The organism is Clostridium sp. UBA5712 (assembly GCF_002419845.1).
GTDB classification, from domain to species: domain Bacteria; phylum Bacillota; class Clostridia; order Clostridiales; family Clostridiaceae; genus Clostridium_J; species Clostridium_J sulfidigenes.
In genome coordinates this window covers 226014-248405 of the sequence record NZ_DIGW01000017.1, presented here as the reverse complement: position 1 = coordinate 248405, position 22392 = coordinate 226014, and the positions used below count along the sequence as shown (strand labels likewise).

Here is a 22392-nt window from a genome sequence, read left to right as displayed (position 1 = left end):
AGAAAGGGGATTAATTCCTTGGAGTATTTTGGGTTAATTGCATTTGTACTAGTCCTATCTCAGATGGGATATTCATCAAAAATAAAAAAATTAGAAGGTGAATTAAAGAATTTAAAAAGAAAGATTAAGGGGGAAGAGGCCTTGTCAAAGTTGTTAAAGGATCTAATTGGTGTGAAATGTATTATTGATTGTGATGGAGCTGTAGTATTTACAGGCAAAAGCGAAATGGAATGTGAAGTTCTTGATGTAGATGATGAGTGGGTTAAGATAACCTATAAAGATAAAAAGAATGTTACTAAAACTAATATTATCCGTATTGAAAGCATAGATAATATAGAGATAATAAATTAGATAAACAAGTAAAGGTTAATAATTAAGCACCTTCCTAATAATCTTTAAGAAGGTGCTTTTAAAATTTAATAATATTAGATATTTATTCTTTCTTCTGTATCTTTATCAAAAAAATGAAGTTTGCTAGTATCAATTGCTATATTTATTTGTTCTGATTTTATATCTGTAGAAGATGGAACTTTTGCTATTAACTTGTTACCGTTACAATCTAGATATAAGTATGATTCTGATCCCATTAGTTCAGTAATATCAACTTTAGTTGAAATAATATTGCTTAGACTATCTTTAATGGTGTTATTCTCAACATATATATCTTCAGGTCTAAAGCCTAAGATAATAGATTTATTTGCGTAGTTGTTAAATAAAGACTTAATTTTATCTGTATTAGGTAATTTAATTGTAATGCAATTAAGTTTAGCATAAAAATTGTTAGAGTTGTTTATAAGAGTAACTTCTAGGGTATTCATTTTAGGAGATCCCATGAATTCTGCTACAAATAAGTTACAAGGATTATTATATAGATTCATAGGGGTATCTACCTGTTGAATAAGGCCATCTTTCATTAGTACAATCCTATCTGCCATGGTCATTGCTTCTGTCTGGTCATGGGTTACATATAGAAAGGTTGTACCTAAAGTTTTATGTAGCTTGATTATCTCAGTTCTCATCTGAGTTCTAAGCTTTGCATCTAAATTTGATAGAGGTTCATCAAGTAGAAACACTGATGGATTACGAACAATAGCACGTCCTAGTGCAACACGTTGACATTGCCCCCCTGACAGCTGCTTAGGTTTACGATATAATAGTTCTTCAATGTCTAGAGTTTTAGCAACTTCAGTGATCTTTTTATGAATTTCATCCTTTGGTACCTTTTTCATTTCAAGTCCAAAAGCCATATTTTTATATACAGTCATATGGGGATATAGAGCGTAACTTTGAAATACCATGGCAATATCTCTATCCCTAGGAGCTACATTGTTTACTAATTTATCACCAATGAATATTTCACCCTCTGTAATACTTTCAAGACCTGCAATCATTCTTAAAGTTGTAGATTTTCCACATCCTGATGGTCCTACTAAAACAATAAATTCCTTATCTCTTATTTCTAAGTTAAAGTTTTCAACAGCAATATTGGTTTCATCATATTTTTTAACAATATTATTAAAGGTTATAGTTGCCATTTTATTACTCCTTTTCATAAGATTTAAATAGGATAACATAGATTATAGCATACTTATTTGAAAGTTTTCATCATATTTTCTTTTAACTATAAAGATTTATATATATTGGTAGAATATTATAATATATAGTATATTAATTATGAATGTATATATTATTTGTTTTAGGGGTGTTTACAGTAAATTTAAATGCAAATAGGATTGTGGGGGAAAAATGATGTTTAAAAGTTTAGGAGAAAGCACAATAACTTTAGTAATTACTATTTTACTAGTAATAGCTTTAGCTACATTATGTGTATTTCTATTTTCAAAGTTGCTTGAGGGGTATAATTTAAAGAAAAAAAAGAAGAGTCATGAAGAACAAGTAGAAGCAGTGGTTACAGTTGATGAAAAAACTTTTGACATTAAAGATGATATAAGGGAAAAAGTTAATAATCAGATAAGTAAAGTAAAAAGAGATGTTATAGAATATGCAAATGATAGAGTTAATAATAGTATGTCTGATGTTTTAGCAACCACTATGAAAGGGAAAAAAAGATTTGTGGAGAAACAGATAGTCAATGAAATGGGAGAAACTGTTAATAATACTTATGAAGATGTAATAAAAGAGGCAAGAAACAAATTTTCACAGAATAATGAGGAGCTCATAGAAATTATAGAAACTAAAATAAAAAATTATGTTAGTGATAATAGTGAAAAAGATTATAGGGGAATTAATAAAGAAATAAATGAGCTTTTAAATGAAAGTATGAATATTTATACTAAAGAAGTAGAACAAATTTTAACTAGACAGAGCACTTCATTAAAGATGCAAATAGGAATGAATATAGACAAGCAGTTCAAGTCTATGAAGGGAGAAATTAAAAATAGTAGTAACATAAATCTAGATGGCTTTGAAAAAAGCTTAAAGAGTCATACTAATAATGTTATGGATGTTTGTATAAGACAAAGTGAGAGACAAATTAATCAAATGGTGGATAACATTACTGATGAATTTGAAGAACTAAAGAAAAAAGGAAATTATGAAAAAATAAGTGAAAATATTAAAAAGAATATAGAAGAATTAGAAGAGAGTTATATGACTTCAGTTCAGAAAAATGTAGATTGTACTATAGAAATAGTGAATAGCTTATCTCGACTAGGGGTAGCTGATTATAAAACTATAAAGGATGATGAAATCATTGATATTTTCAAAGAAGCTTTAATTGCAGCTAAAAGCGAAATAGACATAGTTACTCCTTGGATAAATAATCATGTAATGTATAAGGAAAAAGTATATAGTCTTTTGAAAGAGGCATTAAACAGAGAGGTTAAGGTTAGAATAGTTTATGGCTTAGGTTCCAATAAGGATTTGAATATGGAAGAAATGGAAAGAGGATCAGAAAGAATAGCAGATATCATTAAAGATGATTTTAATAACTATGGTAAACTTTTTGAAATAAAGAAGGGTGATACCTGTGAAAGGGTGTTGATTTGTGATGAAAATCTTGCTCTTATTGGAAATTTCAATTTCTTATCCTTCCATGGAAAATACTCAGAAAATAAGAATTTAAAAAGTCAAGTTGTAGCAGTAATTACAGAAAAAAGAGCCATACAAAGACTTAGAAAAGAAAAAATCGGATTTTAGTTTTGCACAAAGACTGTCTCAAAATTATTTTGGGTCAGTCTTTTATTTATGTGTAATGGATGAGAAGCAACTCAGATATGGGGAACTTACTGGTGTTATTTCTATATAATGATAAGAAGAGAGAGTTTACAGTTTAGATTCTAGATTTTATCAGTAATTTTAAGAGGAGAAGTTAATATGAACATAGATTTTCATGTCCATGGATTGTTGAGTAAAAGAAAAGATTTTAATGAGAGATTTTTTAATGAGGAAATTGAATATGCAAAGCAAAATAAATTAAATGGAATAATTATGTGTGAACATTTTAATGCTATAAATTTTAAAGAAATATATAAATATCTTAAAGAAAACTATGAATACAAAGATCATAGGTATTTAGTTAAAGGAGTTTCTGTTTTTCCTGCTATGGAAGTGAGCATAAAGGATAAGGGACATGTTGTTTTAGTAGGAAGGAGAGAGGCTATATTAGAGATTCATGAAAGGCTAGAACCTTATATGAATAGAGAAAACTTAGTGGAATTTAAAGAGTTATTAGATTTAGCTGATGAGTATGGATGTTTAAAAATAGGAGCACATCCTTTTAGAAGAGGACATAAGTTATGTAATCATCCTGAAGAACTACTAAAGAGATTAGATGCTATAGATTTAAATGCTAAAGATATATTCAAAAAAGGTGAAAAAGAGGTAAGAAGAGAGTTATATGAATTATCTAGTAAAATAGGAGTTAATGTAATTACAGGTAGTGATAGTCACACTCCATTACAATTGGGTGGGATATATACTAAACTAGATAATCCATGTTATACCATAGAAGAGCTTAGATTAGCTATAACTAGTGAAGGTTATTCTATAAAAATAGAACCCTCCTTAAATTTTAGAGTATACACTTCTAAAATATTAAAAAGATATTTGATTGCTAGAACAGAGTATAACAAAGATATGGAGTTTACTATATAAATAGAGTTCTTAGGGAAGATATTAACTAGAAAGGATTAGTAGGTGAAGTTTATAATGAAAGAGTTTTAAAGAGAGAGGATTAATATGAGGTGTTTTTTGTGTAAAATTAAGAAAAAGAGGAAAAAACAAAAGAAAAGAAATAATAAATATATATCAATAGAAGAAAGATTAAAAGCTGATGAGGAAAAAGAGAAAAGAGAGGAACTGGAAGAAGAAATAAGAGAGAGAGAGGAGTTAACAAGAGAAATTCTAGAAGAATATATTTTAGATATTATAGAAGATGAAGTAGATAAAAGAGGTGGAATTGAAGGGTTAGATGGAGAAACTATAAGTGATATTTTAAGTTACTACATTGCTAATGATCCTAGATTTCAGATTAAATTACAAAAGGAATTACGAAGAAAAGGAAAAAGATAATTAGAGGGCGATATAGAAATTAATAAGCTTCTAATAGGACCAAATAACTTGGAAATAATTTCCTTTGTCCTCTTGGCTGATATACTCATATTAAATAATATAAGATAATTTAATATGAGTATATATTATAAGTTTATATAGATTTATATTAAATAGTGTATAGATCTGAGATTAGATAAATATGGGATGAATAAAAATACATAGTATGACAAGAAAATGTAGATATTATAGGAAGAAAAGTGGTAGAATAAGGTGATGATGAATTATTGGGAATAAATATGGGGGATAAGTATGGGGTTAGCTGAATTGTATTTACAGAATATGCCATGGGCTGCATGGATTGCAGATATAGATAAAAAGATTATTTTTATTAATAAAGCCTGTGAAAAAAGTTATAATTTAAAGCTAGAAGAAGTAAAAGGTAAGACCTATGAAGAAATCTTTCCGAAGAAAGTAGCAAGTATATATAATAAAAGAGTAAGAGAATGTTTAGATAAATTACAATTGTATTCTTATGATGAAACTACTGTAGAAATAGCAGAAGAGTGTTATGTATTTCCAATCACTGATGATAGCGGTAATACTAATGCTATGGGTGGGATTATTGTAAATATTGAAGAAGAAAAAAGAAGAGAAATAGAGCTTCAAAATCAAAAAAGTATTCTTAGGACTATAATAGACTCAATACCAGAGGCTATTTTTTATAAAGATAAAGATTCAAGATATATTGGTTGCAATAAAAATTTTAATGACTATTATAAGCAATTTGGAGTAGATAATGTAATTGGGAAAAATGACTTAGAAGTTTATCCAGATAAGGAAATTGCAGAAAATTTTATTAAAGTAGATAAAGAAATAATGGAGAGTAAAGAAGCAAAATATATTCAAGGGGTTACCTTAGATGAAAATGGAAATAGAATTATAGAAGAAAGTTTTAAGGCTCCTGTCATAAATAAAAAAGGTGAGGTTTTGGGAATTGTTGGGCTGGCTAGAAATATTACTAGCCAAAAAAAATTAGAGGATAGGCTTAGATATTTGAGTTATAATGATGCTCTAACAGGAATATATAACAGAACTTATTTTGAAGAAAAGATATGTGAATTAAATAATGAGGAACACCTTCCTTTAGGAATAATTATGGGTGATGTAAATGGATTAAAGCTAGTTAATGATTCATTAGGACATCTAGAAGGCGATAGGCTACTAAAAAGTATATCTAGTGTTCTTAATAAAGCTTGTAGTGATAAAGGCTTTGTTTTTAGATGGGGTGGAGATGAATTTATGATACTTCTGCCAAACTGTGATGAAAGCGGCTGTGAGAGAAGTGTTGAAAAAATAAAAAGTGAATGTAGGAAGTATAAACATAATTACATTGAACTTAGTATTGCTCTTGGTGAAGTGGTTAAGCATTCTGTAGAAGAAGACATTGATAAGTGTATTAAAGAAGTAGAAGAGAGGGTATATAGGCAAAAACTCTTAGAACATAATAGTGTTAGAAGCTCCATGATGAACTCATTAAAAAAGAGTTTGGAAGCTAAGAATATGGAAACAGAAGAGCATACTGAAAGGGTAGAATCCTATGCGTTGGAAATAGGAAAGAGATATGGATTTAAGAGCTCACAAATGGATGAATTAATGATAATAGCTAGACTTCATGATATTGGAAAAATTGCCATTGAGGAAGATATACTTTTAAAACCAGGTCCACTTACAACAAATGAATTTGAAGTGATGAAAACTCATGCAGAAAAGGGATTTAGAATAATCAATGCTTCTAGTGAAATAATGAATGTGGCAAAATGTGTTTTAACTCATCATGAAAAATGGGATGGTAGTGGATATCCTTTAGGCATTGCAGGAGAAGAAATACCGCTTATGGCAAGAATTATTGCTATTGCTGATGCCTATGATGTTATGACTCATGATAGGGTATATAGAAAGGCTATGAATAAAGAAGAGGCTATTAAAGAATTAAAGAGATGTGCAGGTACCCAATTTGATCCAGAACTAGTAGAGCTATTTTTAAAATGTTTAGATAACAATGAAGAAAAAAACAATTAAGAAATAAAGGGTTGAGAAGTAGCAAAACACCTTAATAAAGGGTGATGTTGAATAAATACTTCTTGACCTTTTTATTTTTAATTTATGTTAGATATATATCTAATTGGCATTGACAATTATCTAATATAATCATAAACTAATAATAGGAAGAAAATTTAATAATATATAAATTATGTAAGGGTGGTATAGTTATGGATTTAGCTGTAGAAAAGAAAAAAATAGGATATAAAGACATACTTATGGATAAAAATTTTTGCTTATTTATCATTGGTAATCTTATTTCAAGATTTGGGGATTCTATTGACACCATTGCCTATGGATGGATGGTATATGAAATTACAGGCAGTACTGCGTTAATGGCTTTAATTTTTGGAGTTAATGCTATTCCAACAATATTATTTCAACCTATTGCTGGTGTGTTTGTAGACTATAAAAAGAAAAAAAATGTGGTTGTCCTTTGTAATTTAGGAAGAGCCACTGTAGTAACTATCACAGCATTAATGTTTATATTTGGCATACTTAAGCCATATCATTTATTTATATTTACTTTTATAAATTCTACCTTTGAGTCCTTTGAAGGACCAGCCGCAATAGCAGCTTATCCATTAATTATTGAAAAAGAAAAGTTTGCATATGCAAGAGCTGTACAATCTACTTTATCTAGAATTGTAGAGCTAGTAGGACTTGCTGTGGCAGCTGGAATCATTGCAGTTATTGGTATTGGTGGCGGAATGATTGTTAATGCAGTTAGTTTTTTTCTCTGCGGGATATTTATGGCTATGGTCAGATATAAAGAAGAGATTTTAAAGAAACAACAGCTAAATATGAAGGGGTACTTGGGAGATTTAAAGGATGGATTTATCTATTTAAAGACTAGTAAAATTTTGATGTCAATAACCATATTTGCCGCATTAATTAATTTATTTATGATACCTTTTAACACTTTAGGAGTTGCATATGTAAATGAAGAGTTGTTAAAGGGGCCTGAAGTAGTTGCTATGATTAGCTTTAGCTTAACTGCAGGGATGCTTATTGGTGGTGCTATATATCCTAAAATAGCAGAAAAATTTAAAGGAATTAATTTATTTATAATATCGGGGGTAATCCTAGGAACTGCATATTTATCTCTAGCATTTGTACCTATGATAGGTGTTGATTTAGTCCTTTATGGAACTATCATTTTAGTAGGCTTTTTATTTGGTGCATCTGCTAGTATATTTATGATGATAGTAAATATAACTTTTATGCAAAAAACAGAACAACAATATTTGGGAAGAGCAGCAGGAATACTTAATTCATTATGCATGGCAGCTACACCAGTAGGATCGTTAGTAGTAGGGAGTCTTTGTGTATTCTTAAGCACAGCTCAACTATTCTTAATATTCGGAATAGGTATGGTGGTATTATTCCTATGTCAACGTTATAATAAAAGCATGCAGGAAATTTAAGTGACAATCTAAATATTTGATTTAGTTATTGGAACTTACTCATCTGAAGGACGAGAGAAGGAGTTTCATATGAAATATATAGTAGAGAATAACATTAATTTAATTGAGGAAGTGAAAAATACTCTTTATTTTATAGTTAATGAAGAAAAAATAGTTAACAAGCTGAAGGACAGTTTTAAAAAGTATGGCGAAGATATAGATAAATATATGAATAAGGATTTAAAAAGCTTTTTTAAATTTATCGAAAAATTTAAGACTAGAAATAAGATACCTATGGATAGACTTAAGATATTCTTTAATGATATTAGTGAAGTTCATGAAAAAACACATTGTATAGCTAGTATTTTTGTTAACAACATAACCGAGAAGGAACTAATTGAGGGACGTAGTAGAATTCGCAATTTAGATTCCATGGAACTAAAGGAACTTGCTATGAAGGAAATTCTATGTCAAGATGATTATCTTAGAGATGATTTTCCTGATAAGGATGATTTATCTAGCTTAGATGCAGAAAAAGAATTTATGCCTTATCTTATAGAAAGATGTACTTTAGACAGTGAATCTAAGTGGTGGCTTACGGTTATTTCTCAAAATCCAAAGGAGTATTTAAGCGAACTTATTGATATGATTATAAATTCTATAGATGTATTTAAGGAAGCTTTTAAGGTTATGGAAAAAGAAGTAGAAAAATTTATATATGATCTTAGAGAGTTAATTAAAGAAAACCCTAAATTTATCTCTGATTCCACAGGTATTAAAATCTTTGATCAGTGGGAAGATGATATTTATATCTTTCCAAGTATAATTAGATTTAATTCAGTATCATTTTTATCAACCATAAGCCCTGTTTTTAATAATAAAAGAAGAGAATATATGTACTTTGGATGGAAGTTTTATGAACTTTTGAGTGCTTCTGTAGGAAATGATAATGAGGAAAAAATCCTAATTGATAGATTAAAGTGTCTAAGCGATAAAAGTAAATTTAATATTATAAAGATGCTTAAGAAAAAATCTATGTTTGGGCAAGAAATTGCAGCGGCTCTTTCTCTTACTACAGCTACTGTTTCTTATCACATGAATGCTTTAATTATAGCTAAATTAGTATATATGGAAAAGGTAGATAATAAAATTTTTTATAGTGTAGATAAAGATACTATTAAGGAATTCTTAAGGGTTTTAAATAAAGAGCTGAACTAATAGCTCTTTTTTCTTTAATAATTTTACAATTTGAGATATAATTGTATAAGAAGATATTTATCTGAGTATTGTCAATATAGGTGAGTGCTATGATATAAATTAAAATTTGACATAAATAAAGTGAGAATGGAGTGTATTACATGGCAGTTTTAGTAACTGGAGGAATGGGCTATATCGGTAGTCATACTACTGTTGAGCTATTAAAAGAGGGGTATGAAGTTGTTATTGTAGATAACTTAAGTAATAGTAAAGAGTTAGTAAAGGGTAGAATTAAGGCGATTACAGGAAAAGAGCCTAAATTCTATAAATATGATGTTTTAAACAAGGAAGATATGGACAAGGTTTTTAGTGAAAATACTATAGATTCAGTAATTCATTTTGCAGGCTTTAAGGCTGTGGGAGAATCTGTGGCTAAGCCCCTAGAGTACTACCACAATAACTTAACTAGCACTTTTGTACTTTTAGAATTAATGAGAAAATATGGAGTTAAAAATTTTGTATTTAGCTCATCAGCTACTGTTTATGGAGATGCAAAAATTATTCCAATTACAGAGGAAGCACCACTATCTGCTACAAATCCATATGGAAGAACAAAGCTAATGTTAGAAGAAATTTTAAGAGATTTATATAGCTCTGATAATTCATGGAATATAGCATTACTTCGTTACTTTAATCCAGTAGGGGCCCATGAAAGTGGAACTATTGGAGAAGATCCATGTGGTATTCCAAATAATTTAATGCCTTTTATTACAAAGGTTGCTATAGGTGAGCTTAAGGAGCTTAGTGTATTTGGGGATGATTATGACACACCAGATGGTACAGGAGTTAGAGATTACATTCACGTAGTAGATTTAGCTAAAGGTCACTTAAAAGCATTAGAAAAATTAAAAACTAATTCAGGTCTTGTAACTTATAATTTAGGAACAGGAAATGGATATAGTGTTCTTGATATAGTTAAGGCATTTTCAGAGGCTAGTGGAAGAGAAATTCCTTATAAAATTACTGCAAGAAGACCTGGTGATATTGCGACCTGTTATTCAGAACCAAGAAAGGCTAATGAAGAGTTAGGCTGGACAGCTGAAAAGGGCATAAAAGAAATGTGTGAAGACTCTTGGAGATGGCAAAGCCAAAATCCAAAAGGATATGAAGAGTAAAGTGAACTTTATATAAATAAATTGAAAGTGCTTGGCAAGACATCTTACATGAAATTAGTAAGATATTTTGAAAAGCACTTTTGTTTTCATTTTATCTTATAAAGTTGGTTCTTAATTTTTCTTCCTTTTTAGGTAAGGATATTCCGGCTTTTTTACCAGTCTCTATAGATTTTAATAGCCAAGCCATATTTTTACCAAGAGTTCTCATTGTTTGCATACCTTCAAGGTCTTGTTTTACCTCTTCTGGAGTATTGCCATGAACCATATTCCAATATTGTGAAGAAACTATTGGCATGTTTGATATAGTAAAGTATTTATTTAATTGGTCAAAGGTAGCAGAGGAACCACCTCTACGACAACTTACAATAGCAGCCCCAGGTTTATATTCAAATCCACTACCTGCATAGAAAAATCTATCCAAAAATGATGTAATCATACCAGAAGCACCAGCATAGTGAACTGGAGAACCAAAGATAAATCCATCAACATCCTTAGCTTTTTCTAAAGCAATATTAACAGTATCATCATTGAAAACGCATCTTTCACTACCACTTTTATAGCAGTGACCGCATCCCATACAGCCTCTAATAGGAGCCTTGCCCACATGGAATATTTCTGATTGTATATTTTCTTTTTCTAGTTCCATTGCTATTTCACATAAAGCAGTATAAGTACATCCTTTTTCATTAGGACTACCGTTTATTAATAAGACTTTCATTTTAAAATTCCCTCCAATACAATATTATCATTAATAAATAAATTATAGCATTATTCATTTTAAAGTGTATGATTTATAAAAAGTAAATTAGATTTATTATAATTAATCTTTTTAAGATTTAAAAGAGTAAAAATGTGTAAAAGTTATAGGGATATAGTTAATAATAAGGTATAATAATTATATATTGTAAAAATATACAAAAATAATTAGTCTAAGGAGTTTAGATTATGATTAAGTTAATGGATATCGAGGGAAGAAAGTTAGAATATTTAATTAAAGGAAATAGTAAGAAAACAGTAGTAATTATGCCAGGAATGGGTGGAAGTTTTTATGAATGGATAAATATTATAGATAATATATCTTTATATACAAAAGTCATTGCAATTCATAGAGCTGGTGTTGGAAATAGTGGGCTTAATAGTGAAGGTAGTAATACAGTGACAACTGCAAAGGATTTAAATATATTATTAGATAACTTAAATATTAAAGAAAAAGTTATATTGGTAGGACACTCTTATGGCGGACTGTGTGTTCAACACTTTGCAAGAATGTATCCTGAGAAAGTTGATAGTGTAGTACTTGTTGAATCTGCTTCAATGAATAGAGAGGATGGATATGATAAGTTAGAAACTCCAATATCGGATGAAAGTACCTCAGATGAAGTTTACATAAAGTTATGGACAACATATTCTAAGTATAGTAAAGAACAATTAATAGAAGAGGTGAAACCTAAATTATCAGAAGTAGATTTTAAATTACCAATTAATATGAAAAGGGAACTTATGGAGTTTCATGTAAGACCAGAAATATATATAAATCAACTCTCTGAAATAAAAGACTTGAGAAGTAATGTAAAGTATATGAGTAAATATGGTAATTTTCCAGATTGTCCATTAATAGTACTAATTGAAGACCCAGTTTATTCTATAAATGAAATGATTGAAGAAGGAATACCTAAAATAGAAGCAGAAAGAATTGAAAGATTATCACAAGAACTCTCTAGTGGGTTAAAAGAGTTATCAAGTAAGAGTGATGTAAGAGTAGTTAAAAATAGTAATCACTGTATAAATGAAACTCAACCAGATGCAATTATAGATGCAATAAAAGAATTGCTATTTACAAGTTAGATATTATGTAGGAGGCAAAGCATTGGAATACATTTTAATTATATTAATATTATGGGTAATTTATAATATTACAGTTTACATTCCCGAAAAGATAAAAAAGCATGAAGAAAGAATGTTACAACATTTTCAGGAGATTAATTTACGGATGAATAAGCTTGAAGAAATGATAAAAAAGCAAAATAATAATATTATTTAGTGAGGAGTCTTAAATGGAGTGCTTATTAAGGGAATTAAGAAACCAAAAAATTTCTAATAGAATTTATGTTATTGGAATTGATGGATTAAGAGGAGCGGGTAAAAGCACAATAGTTAATTCATTAAAAGTGCAATTACAAAAGGAAAAGTATCATACTTATGTGTTGCATATTGATGACTTTATACATCCAAAACATATTAGATATGATGAGTCTAAAGAAGAATGGGATTGTTATTACAATATACAGTGGAGATATGATTATTTAGTGAAAGAAATTTTATCACCTGTAAAAAGAGGAGATAAAATATATAAATTAATAGAGTTATATGATAAAGAAAATGATGGATATATTAAACAACAAGTTTTAATAGAACGTGGTACTGTTTTGCTTTTAGAAGGGATATTTCTACAAAGAAAAGAGATAAGAAGGTATTTAGATTTTATAATTTATCTTGATGTACCACAAGAAGTTAGATTAAGTAGAGTTATAAAAAGAGATGGGTATATAGGTGGATTAAAGGATATAAAATGCAAATATGAAAGGCGTTACTTCCCAGCGGAAGAAAAATATATCTTAGATTATTCACCAATTGAAAATGCTGATTTGGTAGTAAAATAGGGAGGAGAGATGTATGAAGAGATCATTTATATTTTGGATTGTATTTTTTTTAGTTATAACTAATATAGTATTCATTGGTACAACTATTTGGTACAAAACTAAGCTGGATAACCAAGAATTTAAAGTGTATTCATTTCAGGGAGAAAACACAGATATAAGATTAACAGAAGGGTTAATTATTCTATTTCCTAACAAGCATATAGTTAGTGGCGGCAATATACAGTATATAGGAAGCAAAGAAGAACAAATTGAATCATATTCTGAAAGTATCTATTTAGATAAAGAAGGAGATAAAGATATAGTTTTATCAAAAGCAGTTTCAAATGGATGGGATAATAAAGGAACGTCTTTATCTGGTGAACTTTTGTTGAATAAAAGTATAGGAGAAATTAGTTCACAACAATTATTCAATAAAGAACAGTTGGGTCTTATTAAGAATAATCTTTATTTTAACCTTCAATATTCAACAGTTGATGGAAAAATAGAAAATTCCATAATTATGCTAAATGTAGAAGAATTCAATATGAGGGAAAATAAATAAGTATACACAGAAACAATGAAAATGTTTACTGTGGGCTTGGAGGAAATTTATAATGAATATGAACAACATTAAAGCTATTTTATTTGATTCGGGAAGAACCTTAAATGTACCTAGAACAGGACATTGGTTTATTACACCTAACTTTTTTAATATTATTAATGACACAAGCTTTCAATATACAGAAGATCAATTAAGTGAAGCAATGAATAAAGCCTGTGATCATATTAATAAAATGTTATTAGTAAAAACAGAAGAAGATGAATTTGCGATGTTCAAGGAGTTTTATGAAATAGTACTAAAAGAAATAAAGTATGCGAGTGTAAATGAGGAAATAATTAATTCTTTGGCAAGTGATAATGTATATAATGATCATAAATTTTATTTTTTTGATGATGTGGAACCTGGGCTACAAAGATTAAAAGATAAATATATTTTAGGGGTTGTCTCAGATACATGGCCATCCTTAGAAAGAGTATTTATTAATAAGAGTCTAAGAAAATATTTTTCTACATTTGTTATGTCATCAATTTATGGATCCTATAAAGCTGAAAAGGTACTTTTTAAAATAGCTATTGAAGAAATCGGAGTAAAACCAGAGGAAGTAATTTTTATAGATGATAGTGAATCAAATCTTGTTGCGGCAGAAGATTTTGGTATGATTCCAATTCTAATTGATAGATATGATAGGAATGATATTGAAAGTAAGTACCCTATAATTAAATCTTTAAATGATTTAAATTAGTAGAGGGTTCTATGATTAAACTAATGGCAAGATAATATTTAACTATGGAATGGGGAGCGAAGATGGAGATATTAATAGGACAACCACTACATGAAAATGGGCTTAAGCAGATTAGTAATGAAATAATAAATAATAGGGAAGTTGATATTGTACTATATCCTGAAGGGTATTTGGCTAATGAAGAATTATTAAAGGATGTTTGTAACATTGCAAAAGAATATAGAGTGATGATTATTACGTCTTATAGAATGAATAACAAAGATAGAGCAGTAATAATCAATAATCTTGGAGAGAAAATATTAGAGAGAGCTAAAACACCACCATATGATAATGAGAAATTATATAATCCTTTAGTGGTTAATTATAATAAAATGAATATTGGTTATTTACTATGTATGGAAATTTTGAAAGGTGTTAGAGATTTACAAAGAGTTAATGAAACTATAAACTTTATTGCTCATCCAATTGGTGTAGGAATGTTTAGTGATGAACAATTTCAACAGTGGATAACAGAGGCGAAAAATATTGCTAGAATCTATAAAACCATTGTAATTGGAACAAGTCATGCAGATGGTTCATATAGAAATTGTGATATATCTATTCCTATTTCCTATTGCATAGATAGTAATGGAGAAGAAATATTTATATCTAAAGCTGATACTAGAACTCGAATTGTTGATATAGATAGAAAAAAAGTTAAGACTTTTTAATATGGACATTTTTAGTACCTTTTATAGACAGTGGTTTAACATTTAATTTTATAGGAAATGAAATTTTTAAGACTAGGATAATTGTTTTTGCAATTATTAGTCATTGTTTAACTTGTACAAGTTTCTGTACTACAGTTGAAAATATAACTGAATGCAAGGAAGAAATTGGAGGGAAGTATATGGACGTTTCACATATTGTTGAAAGAATTAATGAACTTTTTAATGTAACAAGTAAGGAAATCTTTTCTAATGAATCTGGGATTACATATCATGCAGGTAAAAAAGTTAAAAAATTAGGATACTGTGTTAACCTAACCCTTGAAACTATAGAGGAAGCAAGAATTCATGGGGTTGATATGATGGTGACACACCACGATGCATGGGATGAAATATATGGATTAAAAGAGGCATGCAGAGAAAAACTAGAAGAGTATGGTATAAGTCATTACTATAATCACTTGCCACTTGATGACTGTAACTTTGGAACAAATGATAGTCTGTTAAAAAAATTGAATTTAGAAAATGTTAAAAGAACCCACCAATGGGAAGGATTATATTTTGGTAGAGTGGCAGAATATGATGAAGAAATTGAGTTTAATGAATTAGTAAAAAAAATTGAAAATCTACTTGAAGAACCAGTTAAATCTTGGAAGTTTAATGACGAAAAAGTGAAGCGGGTAGGTTTAGTCTGTGGTAATGGAGGGCCAACAGATTGCCTTAAGGAAGCAGTCGAAAATAAGTGTGATGTATACATTACAGGTGAATGTAATTTGTATACCATTCAATATGCTCAGTTTAAAGGGATAAATCTTATTATCGGTAGTCATACTTTCACCGAGTTCTTTGGAATTCAAAGTTTAGCATTGAAATTGAATGAGAATATAAAAGAAATTGAAATAGTGAGACTTAATGAAGAGCATTATGAAACAAATATAAAATAAGTAGGGGTAGGGTGTACTACATTAGATGTGTAAAGGAGGTATAAATCTATGTCAATTAGAACAAAAGTTATTGTCATTGAGCCTTATAATGAAAAATGGAAGTTAGAATTTGAAAGAATTAGGGACATGCTAAATTCTTATATTGGAGATTTGGTTTTATCAATTGAACATGTTGGAAGTACTTCAGTGGAAGGGCTCTCTGCAAAACCTATCATCGATATAGATGTGGTTATGGATAGTTATGATAATTTCCCTGAAATAAAGAAGAGGTTAGAAGAATCTGGATATCATCATGAAGGGAATTTAGGCATTGAAGATAGAGAGGCTTTTAGTTATGTGAAAAATAGATTTATGCCATATCACTTATATGTATGTCCTAAAGATGGTAAAGGATATTTAGAGCATATTGCATTAAGAAATCATCTTAGAACAAATAGAGATGCACGAGAGGATTATGCAGCACTGAAAACAAAGCTAGCTAAAGAATATAGATACGATGCTGATACTTACTGCGAGAGAAAGACAAAATTTATTCAGAAAATCTTAAATAAGACACTATACTCTAATAAGTCTTAGAGTTACTAATTATAAGAAATAGAGGATATGAAATGATAAGATTAGAACTAATTAAAAAAGAAGATTTATATAAAATTGTGGAATGGAATAGGAATAAATCTGCTAATGATCTATTGCAATGGGCTGGACCTTTATATGAGTATCCATTAACCCTTTCTCAAGTAGAAAAGTATTTCTTAGATGAGAAAAATAAGGAAGTGGTAGATACCTATATATATAAGATAATTTCCATTAGTACAGAAGAAATTATAGGAACAGTGGAGCTGCGTGAAATAGATAGAGAAAATAAGATTGCTAGGGTATGTAGATTTTTAATTGGAAAAGAAAAGAAAAGAGGTAGAGGTATAGGTGCTTTGGCATTAAAGGAAATCTTAAGAAGTGGATTTGAAGATAGGGAATTTGAGAAAATAACTCTTGGAGTTTTTGATTTTAATAAGGGTGCAGTTAGATGCTATGAAAAGGTTGGTTTTGTAATAGAAAAATTATTAAAGGATGTAAGAAAGGCTAAGGACGGTTATTGGAGCCTATATGAAATGTCAATTTTAAAATCTAAATGGACAAAAGAAAATAATTAAATGTTGTACCACTCTGCTACCAATATATTGAGATTACACAAATGTTATAAAAAGTGCCCAATGCTAATTAGCATTGGGCACTTTTTATCCGATGACTACCAGCTCTAATACTCCCATCTCTTTAAAGTTGGAGTAAAGAGCTGCTACGTCCCTGGATAACGATTTCTAAGTATCAAAAATACTGATACTAAGAAATCTGTTTATATGTATTTCTTCAATTATTACATAGATTTAAATAGAAAGATCTAACTAATTTAAATCAGTGTTATCTTCATCCTTTTCTTCAGTATTTAATAAACCAGCATCTAAATATTCACTTCCAAAGGAATGCATCATTTCTAGAATAGGTATGATTTCTTTACCAACTTCAGTTAAACTATATTCAACTTTAGGTGGGACTACAGGGTATACTTTTCTAGATATAAGCTTATCTTCTTCTAAACTTCTCAATTGTGAAGTTAGCATTTTTTGAGTTACCTTAGGTAACCTCTTTTTAATATCACTAAATCTCAAGGTACCATAACTTAAATACCATAAAATTAATAATTTCCATTTACCAGATAGAAGATTTTGTACCACCACCATGGGGCACGTAGAGTACTTAGTTCATTGATTCCTCATATGACATTCTTCATGTCTAGGAAATATGCATAGCAAATTCTTATCCATTATATTCACCGTCCTAATAGTATATTTATAATATTATAGTATAAAAAAGTAACTACATATAAAAAAGTCTATAACATACTCTGCATTATACCATGAATTTTATATATGTTAAATTTTAAATCCACTATTTACATTATTATAAGATTTTCTAATATTATTTATTAATATAATAGTATCATTTATGATACTATATCACAAAAAGTATAGTTAATGAGAATAAAGTGCCTACTTCCTAGAAAGATATTTTGTGATTATAATAAAATTAAATTAAGAGATAGAAAAAATCTAAATCATTATAAGAATGAACAAGGAGGATTTAATATGAATATAAAATTACAAGAAAAATATCAACTATATATTGATGGTCAATGGAGAGAGGCTTCTGATGGAGGCGTATTGAAAACTTACAATCCTGCTACTGGAGAATTCTTAGCTGAAATAGCAGATGCTACAGAAAAAGATGTAGATGATGCAGTTAAAGCAGCTGAAAGAGCTTTCATAACTTGGGGAAAAACAACAGTTGCTGAAAGAGCAGATGTGTTAAACAAAATTGCAGATACCATTGATGACAATGCAGAGTATTTAGCTACTATTGAAACTATGGATAACGGAAAACCAATTAGAGAAACTACAGGAGCTGATATACCTCTTGCAGCAGATCACTTTAGATATTTTGCTGGAGTTATTCGTTCAGATGAGGGTAGTTCAACAATGCTTGATGAAAATACTTTAAACATAATATTAAGAGAACCAATTGGGATTGTAGGACAAATAGTACCTTGGAACTTCCCATTCTTAATGGCTGCATGGAAGCTTGCTCCAGTATTAGCAGCAGGGGATGTTTCAGTATTTAAACCATCAAGCACAACTTCATTAAGTGTACTTGAGCTTATGAGATTAATAGAGAATATAGTTCCAAAGGGTGTAATTAATATAGTTACAGGCAGAGGATCTAAAAGTGGAGAATACCTACAACATCATAAAGGCCTTAATAAATTAGCCTTCACTGGATCAACAGAAGTAGGTAGGAAAATTGGACTTTCAGCAGCTGAAAATATCATTCCTGCAACTCTAGAACTTGGAGGTAAATCTGCTAATATATTCTTTAAAGATGCAGATTTAGATATAGCTTTAGAAGGACTTCAACTAGGAATTCTGTTTAATCAAGGACAAGTTTGCTCAGCGGGATCTAGAATTTTTGTACAAGAAGATTTTTATGATGAATTTATAGAAAAAGCAGTTAAAGCTTTTGAAAAGGTTAAGATGGGTAACCCATTAGATAATAATACTCAAATGGGAGCACAAGTAAGTGAGGCTCAACTTAATAAAATTCTTAGCTATGTAGAAATCGGTAAGAAAGAGGGAGCTAAAGTAGCTACAGGTGGAGAAAGATACACTGGAGGCGATGCTGCTAAAGGTTACTTCATGAAACCAACTCTACTTGTTGATGTTACTAATGACATGAGAGTTGCTAGAGAAGAAATCTTTGGACCTGTAGGAGTTGTTATTAAATTCAAGACAATAGATGAAGTAATTGCCATGGCAAATGATAGCGAATACGGTTTAGGTGGAGGAGTATTTACTCGAGACATTAATAAAGCTATACAAGTTGCTAGAGGTATTAGAACAGGACGTGTTTGGGTAAATACTTATAATAGTTTCCCAGCTGGAGCACCATTTGGAGGATATAAGAACTCAGGAATAGGTAGAGAAACTCATAAATCTGTCCTAGATGCTTATACTCAAATGAAGAATATTATGGTTAATTTATCTGAAAAACCAAGTGGAATGTATGTAAAATAGGTTTAATAAATATATTAAGAAGGCTATGGACTTTGATTCATAGCCTTCTTTTACCATTTCTCTTTATCCGATGACTACCAGCTCTAATACTCCTATCTTCTTAAAAATGGGAGTAAAGAGCTGCTACGTCCCTGGATAAGGATTTCTAAGCTTCAGTGGGAGTAATAACTCACCCTGAAGCAAAGAACTCTCTTTAAACTAAGGTAAAGTATGATATAATACAAAAGATAAGATTTAGCTTAATAAGTTAATAATACTTTATATAGATACTGTAGATAAGAGAGGAAGTAAAAGATGGGAAAAATATTAGTACTAGCAGAGAAACCTTCAGTAGGTAGAGACTTAGCTAAGGTTTTAAAATGCAATCAGAGTAAGGGTGCATACATAGAGGGAAGTAAGTATGTGGTAACTTGGGCACTAGGTCACTTAGTGGGACTACAAGATCCTGAGGACTATGATGCCAAATATAAAAAATGGAGCATGGAAACTTTGCCCATGATTCCAAAGCATATGAAACTTACAGTTTTAAAAAAGACCCAAAAGCAGTTTTATGAAGTAAAAAAGCAAATGCTAAGAAATGATATAGATGAGATAGTTATTGCAACAGATGCAGGAAGAGAAGGAGAGTTAGTGGCACGTTGGACAATAGAAAAGGCTGGAGTAAAAAAACCACTAAAGAGATTATGGATTTCTTCTCAGACAGATAAGGCAATTTTAGATGGATTTAAAAATTTAAAACCAGGTAAAGATTATAATAATTTATATAAGGCAGCGGTGTGTAGAGCAGAGGCAGATTGGCTTGTAGGACTTAATGTAACTCGTGCCCTTACTTGTAAATACAATGCTCAGCTTTCAGCAGGAAGAGTTCAATCTCCAACCTTAGCCATGATAGTTCAAAGGGAAGAAGATATTAAAAACTTTATTCCTAAGGATTACTATACAATTACTGCCAAGGCTAAAGAATTTTCACTACAATGGGTTGATAAGAATAATTATCAAAGCACTTTTAATGAGGAAGTAGCTAATAAAACCCTAGTTAAGGTTAGAGGTCAAGAAGCAAGTATTATAGATATAACTGAAAGCCTAAAGAAAAAGCCATCACCTGCTCTTTATGACTTAACAGAACTCCAAAGAGATGCCAACAAAATTTGGGGATATTCTGCAAAGCAGACCCTTTCTATAATGCAAAGACTTTATGAAAATCATAAGATATTAACTTATCCAAGAACGGATTCAAGATATATAACTACAGATATAGTAGCTACACTTCCAGAGAGATTAAGAGCTATATCTATAGGAGTATATAGAGCAGCAGCTACAAATATACTAAAGGGTAAGATTACTCCAAGCAAGAGCTTTGTAGATAATAGTAAGGTATCAGATCACCATGCCATAATTCCTACAGAGCAAAGTCCTAATATGTCTAACTTAAGTTCAGAGGAAAGAAATATTTATGATTTAGTAGTTAAGAGATTTTTAAGTGTTATGATGCCACCTTTTGAATATTTACAAACTAATATAGCGACAGAAATAGCTGGAGAGAAGTTTGTAGCTAAAGGAAAAGTTATAAAATCTAAAGGATGGAAAGCACTATATGATAGAGAAGATATGGAGGATTCTAGCGAAGAAGATGGGTTAAAGGATCAAGTACTTCCAAAGCTGAATATTGGAGATAAATTAAAGATAAACTCTGTAGATATAAATAAAGGTAAAACTAAGCCACCGGCAAGATTTAACGAGGGAACATTACTTTCTGCTATGGAAAATCCACATAAATATATTAATGTTTCAAAGGATGCAGCAAAGACCTTAAATGCAACTGGTGGATTAGGCACTGTAGCTACAAGAGCAGATATTATAGAAAAATTATTTAACTCATTTTCTATAGAAAAAAGAGGTAAGGAAATAGTTCCAACATCTAAGGGGAAACAACTTATAGAATTAGTTCCAAGTGATCTTAAGTCACCACTTTTAACAGCTAAGTGGGAAAGTCAGCTAGAGGATATTAGTAAAGGCAAGGAAGATGCCATGGACTTCATTGTAGAGATGAGAAGATATTCAAGAGCTCTAGTTGAAGATGTTAAAGTCAATGGTAATAAGTTTGTTCATGAAAATGTCACAGGTGCAAAATGCCCTAAGTGCGGAAAATACATGTTAGAGGTTAAGACTAAAACTGGAGTTATGAATGTGTGCCAAGATAGAGAATGTGGTCACAGAGAAGGTGTTAGTAGAACTACCAATGCTCGTTGTCCAGAATGTAAGAAAAAACTTACCATTAAAGGACACGGAGAAGGTCAAATCTATGTATGCCCAGGGGCAAACTGTAACTTTAGAGAAAAGGCATCCCAATTTAATAAGAGATTCGAAAAAGGTGGAAAAGTTGATAAGAGGGATGTTAATAACTATATGAAGAAAATGAAAAAAGAAGCAGAACAAGAAGCAGCTAATGATAATCCATTTGCAGCTCTTGGAGATCTATTCAAGAAGTAAGGAGAAATAACTATGAATGGAACTAAAAGATCAGATATAAAAATAGGCTCAAAGGTCTTAGTAGTAAAGAAGGAAGATCAACGCACTGGAAAATTGACAGAGGGAATAGTTACAAGGTTATTAACTAATTCTTCAGTACATCCAAGAGGTATTAAGGTAATGCTTGAGGGGGGAGTAGTTGGTAGAGTTCAAAAAATTAGATAGAAATGCATTAGGATAGTCATCAAATTTTTAATTTTTGAATATAATTATATTTTTAAAAGAAATTAAAACAGGTTTTAGATTTGTATTT

At 30.1% G+C, this 22392-nt stretch carries 23 protein-coding genes; 20 read left to right on the top strand and 3 right to left on the bottom strand.

The window, feature by feature from the left end:
- Nucleotides 1-18: 18 nt before the first annotated feature.
- Nucleotides 19-351 (top strand): hypothetical protein, encoded by a 333-nt coding sequence (locus B3B03_RS17075; RefSeq protein WP_346877887.1) that lies wholly within the window; start codon nt 19-21, stop codon nt 349-351.
- 74 nt (nt 352-425) lie between these two features.
- On the opposite strand, the gene B3B03_RS17070 is transcribed toward B3B03_RS17075, so the two are convergent.
- Nucleotides 426-1535, bottom strand: a complete 1110-nt coding sequence (locus tag B3B03_RS17070) for an ABC transporter ATP-binding protein (RefSeq protein WP_346849300.1) — start codon at nt 1533-1535, stop codon at nt 426-428.
- Nucleotides 1536-1749: 214 nt separating this feature from the next.
- Between B3B03_RS17070 and B3B03_RS17065 the strand changes: the two genes are divergently transcribed.
- The 7 genes from B3B03_RS17065 (at nt 1750) to galE (ending at nt 10393) form a co-directional block, all read left to right on the top strand.
- Nucleotides 1750-3159 (top strand): hypothetical protein, encoded by a 1410-nt coding sequence (locus B3B03_RS17065; RefSeq protein ID WP_346849299.1) that lies wholly within the window; start codon nt 1750-1752, stop codon nt 3157-3159.
- A 177-nt stretch (nt 3160-3336) separates the two neighbouring features.
- Nucleotides 3337-4116 (top strand): PHP-associated domain-containing protein, encoded by a 780-nt coding sequence (locus tag B3B03_RS17060; RefSeq protein WP_346848876.1) that lies wholly within the window; start codon nt 3337-3339, stop codon nt 4114-4116.
- A gap of 84 nt (nt 4117-4200) precedes the next feature.
- Complete coding sequence (locus B3B03_RS17055; RefSeq protein ID WP_346848877.1) at nt 4201-4533, top strand: hypothetical protein; 333 nt, start codon at nt 4201-4203, stop codon at nt 4531-4533.
- Nucleotides 4534-4824: 291 nt separating this feature from the next.
- Nucleotides 4825-6594: a sensor domain-containing diguanylate cyclase/phosphohydrolase gene (locus tag B3B03_RS17050; RefSeq protein WP_346848878.1), complete on the top strand. Its 1770-nt coding sequence runs from the start codon at nt 4825-4827 to the stop codon at nt 6592-6594.
- A 191-nt stretch (nt 6595-6785) separates the two neighbouring features.
- Nucleotides 6786-8042: an MFS transporter gene (locus B3B03_RS17045; RefSeq protein ID WP_346848879.1), complete on the top strand. Its 1257-nt coding sequence runs from the start codon at nt 6786-6788 to the stop codon at nt 8040-8042.
- 69 nt (nt 8043-8111) lie between these two features.
- Entirely contained in the window at nt 8112-9239 is a 1128-nt protein-coding gene (locus tag B3B03_RS17040; RefSeq protein ID WP_346877886.1) for an ArsR/SmtB family transcription factor, read from the top strand.
- Between the two features lie 140 nt (nt 9240-9379).
- Nucleotides 9380-10393, top strand: a complete 1014-nt coding sequence (gene galE, locus B3B03_RS17035) for a UDP-glucose 4-epimerase GalE (RefSeq protein WP_346848881.1) — start codon at nt 9380-9382, stop codon at nt 10391-10393.
- 91 nt (nt 10394-10484) lie between these two features.
- On the opposite strand, the gene B3B03_RS17030 is transcribed toward galE, so the two are convergent.
- Entirely contained in the window at nt 10485-11111 is a 627-nt protein-coding gene (locus tag B3B03_RS17030) for a flavodoxin family protein (protein WP_346877885.1), read from the bottom strand.
- 227 nt (nt 11112-11338) lie between these two features.
- Between B3B03_RS17030 and B3B03_RS17025 the strand changes: the two genes are divergently transcribed.
- The 9 genes from B3B03_RS17025 (at nt 11339) to B3B03_RS16985 (ending at nt 17138) form a co-directional block, all read left to right on the top strand.
- Nucleotides 11339-12238, top strand: coding sequence for an alpha/beta hydrolase (locus B3B03_RS17025; protein ID WP_346877884.1), 900 nt, complete (start codon nt 11339-11341; stop codon nt 12236-12238).
- Between the two features lie 22 nt (nt 12239-12260).
- A complete protein-coding gene (locus B3B03_RS17020; protein ID WP_346877883.1) occupies nt 12261-12434 on the top strand; it encodes a hypothetical protein in 174 nt (57 codons plus the stop codon).
- Nucleotides 12435-12447: 13 nt separating this feature from the next.
- Nucleotides 12448-13053: an adenylyl-sulfate kinase gene (locus B3B03_RS17015; RefSeq protein ID WP_346877882.1), complete on the top strand. Its 606-nt coding sequence runs from the start codon at nt 12448-12450 to the stop codon at nt 13051-13053.
- Nucleotides 13054-13066: 13 nt separating this feature from the next.
- Nucleotides 13067-13594 (top strand): hypothetical protein, encoded by a 528-nt coding sequence (locus tag B3B03_RS17010; RefSeq protein WP_346877881.1) that lies wholly within the window; start codon nt 13067-13069, stop codon nt 13592-13594.
- A 52-nt stretch (nt 13595-13646) separates the two neighbouring features.
- Nucleotides 13647-14336, top strand: coding sequence for an HAD-IA family hydrolase (locus tag B3B03_RS17005; RefSeq protein WP_346877880.1), 690 nt, complete (start codon nt 13647-13649; stop codon nt 14334-14336).
- Nucleotides 14337-14398: 62 nt separating this feature from the next.
- Entirely contained in the window at nt 14399-15046 is a 648-nt protein-coding gene (locus tag B3B03_RS17000; RefSeq protein WP_346877879.1) for a hypothetical protein, read from the top strand.
- 179 nt (nt 15047-15225) lie between these two features.
- Nucleotides 15226-15987, top strand: coding sequence for a Nif3-like dinuclear metal center hexameric protein (locus B3B03_RS16995; protein WP_346877878.1), 762 nt, complete (start codon nt 15226-15228; stop codon nt 15985-15987).
- A gap of 48 nt (nt 15988-16035) precedes the next feature.
- Entirely contained in the window at nt 16036-16563 is a 528-nt protein-coding gene (locus B3B03_RS16990) for a GrpB family protein (RefSeq protein WP_346877877.1), read from the top strand.
- 32 nt (nt 16564-16595) lie between these two features.
- On the top strand, nt 16596-17138 hold the full coding sequence (locus B3B03_RS16985) for a GNAT family protein (RefSeq protein WP_346877876.1): 543 nt from the start codon (nt 16596-16598) through the stop codon (nt 17136-17138).
- A 249-nt stretch (nt 17139-17387) separates the two neighbouring features.
- Here B3B03_RS16985 and B3B03_RS16980 read toward each other — a convergent pair whose 3' ends face one another.
- The gene (locus B3B03_RS16980; RefSeq protein ID WP_150842901.1) at nt 17388-17723 is read right to left on the bottom strand and encodes a winged helix-turn-helix transcriptional regulator; all 336 of its coding nucleotides are present in this window, start codon (nt 17721-17723) and stop codon (nt 17388-17390) included.
- Between the two features lie 405 nt (nt 17724-18128).
- Here B3B03_RS16980 and B3B03_RS16975 point away from each other — a divergent pair, with 405 nt between their 5' ends.
- From B3B03_RS16975 to B3B03_RS16965, 3 genes are all read left to right on the top strand, one after another.
- On the top strand, nt 18129-19610 hold the full coding sequence (locus B3B03_RS16975; protein WP_346877875.1) for an aldehyde dehydrogenase family protein: 1482 nt from the start codon (nt 18129-18131) through the stop codon (nt 19608-19610).
- 294 nt (nt 19611-19904) lie between these two features.
- Nucleotides 19905-22100 carry a DNA topoisomerase III gene (locus B3B03_RS16970; RefSeq protein ID WP_346848892.1) on the top strand — a complete coding sequence of 732 codons (2196 nt, stop codon included), beginning with the start codon at nt 19905-19907 and terminating at the stop codon, nt 22098-22100.
- Between the two features lie 12 nt (nt 22101-22112).
- The gene (locus B3B03_RS16965; RefSeq protein ID WP_346848893.1) at nt 22113-22304 is read left to right on the top strand and encodes a YwbE family protein; all 192 of its coding nucleotides are present in this window, start codon (nt 22113-22115) and stop codon (nt 22302-22304) included.
- Nucleotides 22305-22392 lie beyond the last annotated feature (88 nt).